The 6,407-nt window shown below is 67.1% G+C and carries 5 protein-coding genes; 4 read left to right on the top strand and 1 reads right to left on the bottom strand.

Features of this window, described 5'->3' with window-relative positions; translation table 11 throughout:
* Positions 1 to 1,836, top strand: a 1,836-nt coding sequence (locus tag N5E02_RS19685; protein WP_279946649.1) for a TonB-dependent receptor, incomplete at its 5' end; no start/stop codon positions are given.
* A 155-nt stretch (positions 1,837 to 1,991) separates the two neighbouring features.
* On the opposite strand, the gene N5E02_RS19680 is transcribed toward N5E02_RS19685, so the two are convergent.
* Positions 1,992 to 2,336, bottom strand: a complete 345-nt coding sequence (locus N5E02_RS19680) for a hypothetical protein (RefSeq protein ID WP_053496719.1) — start codon at positions 2,334 to 2,336, stop codon at positions 1,992 to 1,994.
* A gap of 146 nt (positions 2,337 to 2,482) precedes the next feature.
* On the opposite strand from N5E02_RS19680, the gene N5E02_RS19675 reads away from it, so the two are divergent.
* The 3 genes from N5E02_RS19675 to ligD all read left to right on the top strand — a co-directional run.
* Positions 2,483 to 2,881, top strand: a complete 399-nt coding sequence (locus tag N5E02_RS19675; protein ID WP_049402954.1) for a hypothetical protein — start codon at positions 2,483 to 2,485, stop codon at positions 2,879 to 2,881.
* 164 nt (positions 2,882 to 3,045) lie between these two features.
* Positions 3,046 to 3,966: a Ku protein gene (locus N5E02_RS19670; RefSeq protein WP_279946648.1), complete on the top strand. Its 921-nt coding sequence runs from the start codon at positions 3,046 to 3,048 to the stop codon at positions 3,964 to 3,966.
* A gap of 3 nt (positions 3,967 to 3,969) precedes the next feature.
* Positions 3,970 to 6,407: DNA ligase D (gene ligD, locus N5E02_RS19665; protein ID WP_279946647.1), on the top strand; the 2,438-nt coding region annotated here is incomplete at its 3' end.

The raw sequence follows: 6,407 nt of genomic DNA, 5'->3' as shown, positions 1-6,407 counted from the left end.
TTCGCGCAGGACACCCAGCTGTCGATCCGTGGCTTTGGTGCGCGCTCGACCTTCGGTGTGCGTGGGGTGCGGGTGTTGATCGACGGGGTGCCGGCGACCATGCCCGACGGACAGGGCCAGCTGTCGCATGCCAGCCTGCTCGGTGCCGAACGGATCGACGTGCTGCGCGGACCGTTCTCGGCGCTGTACGGCAATTCCTCCGGCGGCGTGCTGCAGGTCTGGAGCGCACAGGGCCAGGCCGGCGACCCGTGGCGGCTGCGCGTCAACGCGGGTGCCGACAACACGCTCAGCGTCGGCGCGCAACTGAAGGGTGCCGGCCGTGTTCTGGATTACAACATCGCCGCCAATCACTTCCGCACCGATGGCTGGCGCGACCACAGCCGTGCCCGCCGCGAATCGCTCGCTGCGCGTATCGGTGGCGATCTCGGCGGGGGGCGGCTGGAGCTGCTGCTCAATGCCTTCGACGCCCCCGATGCGCAGGACCCGCTGGGCCTGAGCCGTACCCAGGTGGCGGCCGATCCGCGCCAGGCCACCGCCGTGGCGCACCAGTACAACACCCGTAAATCGGTGCGCCAGCAGCAGGCTGGCCTGCGCTGGACCCGTGAAACCAGGGCGCAGCGTTGGCAGCTGATGGGCTATGCCGGCCAGCGCGCGGTACGCCAGTACCTGCCGATCCCGCCGGCAGCTCAGACCAACAGCCCGTTGCATGCCGGCGGGGTGATCGACCTGGAGGGCGGCTATGGCGGGCTGGACGCGCGCTGGGGCTGGCACGGCGACCTCGCCGGCCGACCGCTGGATCTGGTGGCCGGGCTCAGCGCCGACCGCCAGCGCCAGCATCGCACCGGCTACGAGAACTTCATCGGCAGCACTTTCGGCGTGCGTGGGCGGCTGCGCAGAGACCAGATCGACACCGTGCAGAACGTCGATCAGTTCGCCCAGGCGTGGTGGCAGTGGAGTCCACGCTGGTCATTGCTGGCTGGCGTGCGTCACAGCGCCGTGCGCTTCGAATCCGACGATCGCTACATCACCGCCCGCAACCCGGACGACAGCGGCCACCGCCGCTACCAGGCCACCACGCCGGTGGCCGGAATCAGCTTCGAGGCCAGCCCGCAGTGGCGACTGCACGCGGCGGTGGGCCGTGGCTTCGAGACGCCCACCTTCAACGAGCTGGGGTATCGCGCCGACGGGCAGGCGGGACTGGCGCTGGATCTGGCGGCGGCGCGCAGCCGCAGCCTGGAGGTGGGCAGCAAATGGCATGCACAGGACGGAACCCAGCTCGATATCAGCCTGTTCCGCGCAGATACCGACGATGAGTTGGCAGTTGCCAGCAACATCGGCGGACGCAGCACCTATCGCAACATCGGCCGCACCCGCCGCCAGGGTGTGGAACTGGGCTACCGGCAGCCGTTGGCAGAACAGTTGGAACTGCAGGTGGCCTGGACCTGGCTGCAGGCGCAGGTGCGTGCGCCGTACCTGACCTCGAACACCTGGGTTTCCGCCGGCAGCCGCTTGCCCGGCGTACCGCGCCAGCAGGCGTTTGCCCGGCTGCAGTGGACCCCGGCCGACTGGCAGTGGGCGCTGGAGGCCGCCGCCAGCACCGATACCCTGGTCAACGACGTGGCCACGGAGCGGGCGCCGGGCTACGCGTTGCTGAACCTGGAGGCCGGTCGTTTCTGGACACTGCCAGGTGGCGACCTGCGCGCCTTCGCCCGGCTGGAGAACGTGCTGGACCAGGCCTACATCGGCTCGGTGATCGTCAACGACGGCAACGGGCGCTTCTACGAACCGGGGCCCGGGCGCCGGGCCAGCGTGGGCCTGCAATGGTCGTGGCGCTGAAAGGGGTAGTGCGGGCCGCTGGCCGGCATCGCGCCGTGCACGACGGCAGGAGGTTGCCGGCCAGCGGCTGGCACTACCCGTAAATCGGGGGCCTTGGCCGGCATCGCGCCGCGCAGGGCGTCAGGGGGTTGCCGGCCAGGGGCCGGCACTACCCGTCAGTCGGGCGCCTTGGCCGGTACGAACGGCGAGGTCGGGTCGCTGGCCGGGAAGGTCTCCTCCAGCGCCTCGTCCTGGTTGTCGCTGGCGCGCTGCTTGCGTTCGCGACGTTTGAGCGGGCTTTCCTGGCCGCCGCGATGGCGGTCGCCGCCATCCTTGCGGTCCTGGGCGGCCTGTTCAGCCTCGTGCTTCACCGGCAGATGGTCGCCACCGTGCTCGGCGTCGTAGAAAGGTGCGCCGGTGCCGCGGTAGTCGGCATTGTCGGCATCGCGCTTGCCGCGCTGTTCACCGGGAATGGGCGGGTGGTTTTCCCGCAACGGGTCTCGGGAATTCTCTCGGCTCATGGTCTGGCTACCTGCGCTCGGGGCTCCCACTACACCGCGCCACAGGTAAAGCCGCCGCGAACCCGGCGTCATGAACATCTCGCTCACCCCCCGGTAACGGCACCGCGCGTATTCCTGCCCACCCGCCCCCGCTGCAGGAGCCGGCCATGCCCCGTCTTGAACGACCCGCAACGTCCGTGTTCAACGCCCTGCTCGATCCGCTCGGCCAGCGCAGCGCGCAGCGCCGTACGCGTCGCCATGAAGACCCCCAGGCGGTGGCGCAGGACTACCTGCAGTACATGCTCAGCGACTACGAGGAGCGCCGCGGGCAGAGCCACCGGAACTGGCGCGACCTGTGCCCGGTGTATGCCTTCGCGTTGACCACGCATGCCGCGGATTGGCCACGCGGTGATGCCGCCGATACCTGCGAGGAACTGGCCGAGCACTGGGAACAGATGCGCGGGCAGTCACGCTTGGGCTGGTCGCAGGCGCGGCCGGTGGTGGAAGACGCCTGGCGCGCGCTGGACCATATTCCGGCGGCGGCGGTGAGGCCGTTGCTGCAGTAGTGCCGGCCGCTGGCCGGCAACCCCAGGAAACTTCAGGCCGCGAGCTCTGCCGGCCAGCGGCCGGCACTACCGCATCTGCGTAGAACCCACGTGCACGGTATCGACACGGGTGGTTTACACCGCCCATCCGAAGCTGGATGCCCTGCCCCGCCAAAGGTACGCCCATGGCCCCCCCGATCTGGACCGGCACGCTGTCGTTTGGCCTGCTCAACGTGCCGGTGTCGCTGATGTCCGGCGAACGCAAGGTCGACCTGCAGTTCCGCATGCTCGATTCCCGCGATCGCAAACCGATCCGTTTCGAACGGGTCAACGCCGACACCGGCGAGGAGGTGCCCTGGAAGGACATCGTCAAAGCCTATGAGTACGACAAGGGCAGTTATGTCGTGCTGGAGGAAGGCGATATCCGGTCTGCGGCACCGGAAAGCCACGAAGCGGTGGAGGTGGAATCGTTCGTGGATGCCGCGCAGATCGACCCGCGCTACTACGAGAAACCCTACCTGCTGGTGCCCGGCAAGAAGGCCGAAAAGGGCTACGTGCTGCTGCGCGAGACACTGCGCAGTACCGGCAAGGTGGGCATCGCCCGGGTGGTGGTGCGTACCCGCGAATACCTGTGCGCGGTGATGCCGCATGCGGACGCGCTGGTGCTGATGATCCTGCGCTATCCGCAGGAACTGGTGGATCCCGAAGATTACAAGCTGCCCACCGGAAAGCTCGCCGATTACCGCATCAGCAGCAAGGAAACGGCGATGGCCGAGCAGTTGATCGAGTCGATGTCCGGTGATTGGGATCCGTCGCAGTACCACGACGAATTCCGCGAGCGCCTGCAGCAGGTGCTGAACAAGCGCATCAAGTCCAAGGGCGGTACCACCCGGGTGGAGGATGAGCCTGTATCGCGCGAGGATTCCACCACCAACGTGGTCGATTTCATGGCGCTGCTGCAGAAGAGCCTGGATGCGAACAAGCGTACGCCGGCGAAGAAGATGGCAACGCGGAAAGCAGCCACCAAGCCGACGGTAAAGAAGGCCGCAAAGAAGGCAACGAAGAAGGCCGCAAAGAAAACCGCTGCACGGCGCAAGGCAGGTTGAGCCATGTCGTTGCACCAGTACCGGCGAAAGCGCCGACTTGGCGGTGGCTTCGGGCAGACACCGGAACCTGACGACACGCCCGCACACGGCAACCCGAAGCGGCGGCCGATCTTCGTCATACAGCTGCACCATGCCACTTCGCGGCACTATGACTTCCGCCTTGAGATGGACGGTGTGCTGAAAAGCTGGGCGGTGCCGAAGGGTCCTTCGCTTCGCGTTGGTGACAAGCGGCTGGCCGTGGAAGTGGAAGACCATCCGCTGTCCTACGCCGGTTTCGAAGGAGATATTCCCGAAGGCCACTACGGCGCTGGCCACGTGGAGGTCTTCGATCACGGCACATGGGCCTGCGAAGGCGATCCACTGCAGGCACTGGCAGCGGGAAAGATCGACTTCGTGCTGCATGGGCAACGCCTGGCTGGCGGCTGGAAGCTGGTGCGCACAGCGATGAAGGGACGCCAGGTACAGTGGTTGTTGATCAAACGCGACGACGAGGAAGCGCGTGATGCCGAAGCAGATGATCTGCTCCAATCCCCCATGCCGAAACGCACATCCGCAGTGAGCAAGCGCACGGTGGGCAAGTCAACGCGCGCCGCACCGGCTGCACGATCGGCGACCCGCAAGGCCGATGCGCGTTGGCATGCGCGAGCGCTGAACCTGGACGGCGCGCGTGACACGCCCTACCCGCGTGCTTTCAAGCCACAGTTGACCGATCATCGCGACAGTGCACCGGACGGCGAGCGCTGGTTGCATGAGATCAAGTGGGATGGCTATCGCCTGCTGGCCGATCTGCACGAAGGCAAGGTGACGCTGCGCTCCCGCAACGGCCTGGATTGGACCGGTGATTTCCCCGAGGTGGTACAGGCCGTGCAGGCACTGCCGGTGCGGGATGCGCGCCTGGACGGTGAGCTGGTGGTGCTGGGCTGGGATGGACGCAGCGACTTCGCCGCGCTGCAGCGCGTGATCGACGGGAGTTCGAAGCAACCGTTGCGCTACATCGTTTTCGATCTGCCGGGTGTGGCCGGCGTGGACATCAGTCGTTCACCGCTGCTGGAGCGCAAGGCGCTGCTGAAGGATCTCATCGGTCCCACGCCCGGAACCCTGGCCTTCAGCGAGCACGTGATCGACCATGGCCCGCAGGTATTCGATGCCAGCGGCAAGGCGGGATTCGAAGGCATCGTCAGCAAGCAGGTGGATGCGCCCTACGTGAACACCCGTGCACGCAGCTGGGTGAAGGTGAAGCACGAAGACACCGACGAGTTCGCGATTGTCGGCTACACGGCACCGAAGGGCTCCCGGGTGGGGTTCGGCTCGCTGCTGCTGGCGACGCCGGACAAGGGCGCCTTGCGCTATGTGGGCCGCGTTGGCACCGGCTTCGACGACGAAAGCCTGCGCGCGCTGCACAAGGCGCTGCAGCCGTTGGCGGTGAAGACGCCTGTGCTGCAGCTGCCGGCGCACGTGCCGTTCCGCGCCGCCAGCGTGCGCTGGGTGAAGCCGGTGACGGTGGCGGAGGTGGCATTCCGTGGCTGGGGCAAGGAAGGCCTGCTGCGCCAGGCCAGTTTCAAGCGGCTGCGCAGCGACAAGCAGAAGGAGGACCTGGGAGTGGCCGTCTCGAGTGCTGAAGCCGGGGGCGAGGTCCAGATCACCCATCCAGAGCGGGTGGTGTTCCCAAGGCAGAAGCTCAGCAAGGGCGACGTGGCGGACTACTACCAGCGCGTGGCGCGCTGGATCCTGCCCGAAATTGTCGGGCGGCCCTTGTCACTGCTGCGCTGCCCGGATGGCGTGGGCAAGGCCTGCTTCTTCCAGAAGCACCATGGCCCCGGCCTGGGCGATGCCGTGCACGCGGTGCCCCTTCAGCAGAAGAGCGGCCGCGAGGACTACGTCTACATCGACGATGTGCGGGGCCTGCTGCAACTGGTGCAGATGAACACCCTGGAGCTGCATCCGTGGGGCGCGACCGTGGCCGATCCCGAGCACCCGGATCGCTTGGTGTTCGACCTCGATCCCGGTGAAGGGGTGGGTTGGGCAGAGGTGAAAGCTGCTGCGCGTGATGTCCGTGACCGCCTGCAGGAAGTCGGCCTGAAGAGTTTCGTGCGGCTGTCCGGTGGCAAGGGCGTGCACGTGGTGGTGCCGCTGCGGCCCAAGGCCGACTGGGAACAGGCCAAGGCGTTCTGTGAGGCGTTCGCCCGGGCGATGGCGGAGCGGGCGCCCGACCGCTACGTGGCGACAATGAGCAAGGCCAAGCGTGGCGGCGTCATTTTCATCGACTGGCTGCGCAATACGCGGGGTGCCACCAGTGTGTGCTCGTGGTCGTTGCGTGCGCGCGATTCCGCCGGTGTGGCAGTACCGCTGCGCTGGGATGAACTGGCTCGTATCAGTGCCGCCGACGCATTTCCCATGGGCAAGGCGCTGGCGAGGGCGCAACGCCTGAAGAGTGACCCATG

This window comes from Stenotrophomonas sp. GD03777, from assembly GCF_029842485.1.
Lineage (GTDB): Bacteria > Pseudomonadota > Gammaproteobacteria > Xanthomonadales > Xanthomonadaceae > Stenotrophomonas > Stenotrophomonas sepilia.
The sequence above is the reverse complement of the archived record's forward strand: the minus strand, read 5'-3'. Positions and strand labels throughout refer to the sequence as shown.

Excerpts from the sequence above, each read along its gene's own strand:
- N5E02_RS19680 (WP_053496719.1), bottom strand. The coding sequence starts at position 2,336 with ATGAGCCGAGAGAATTCCCGAGACCCGTTGCGGGAAAACCACCCGCCC.
- N5E02_RS19675 (WP_049402954.1), top strand. The coding sequence starts at position 2,483 with ATGCCCCGTCTTGAACGACCCGCAACGTCCGTGTTCAACGCCCTGCTC.
- N5E02_RS19670 (WP_279946648.1), top strand. The coding sequence starts at position 3,046 with ATGGCCCCCCCGATCTGGACCGGCACGCTGTCGTTTGGCCTGCTCAAC.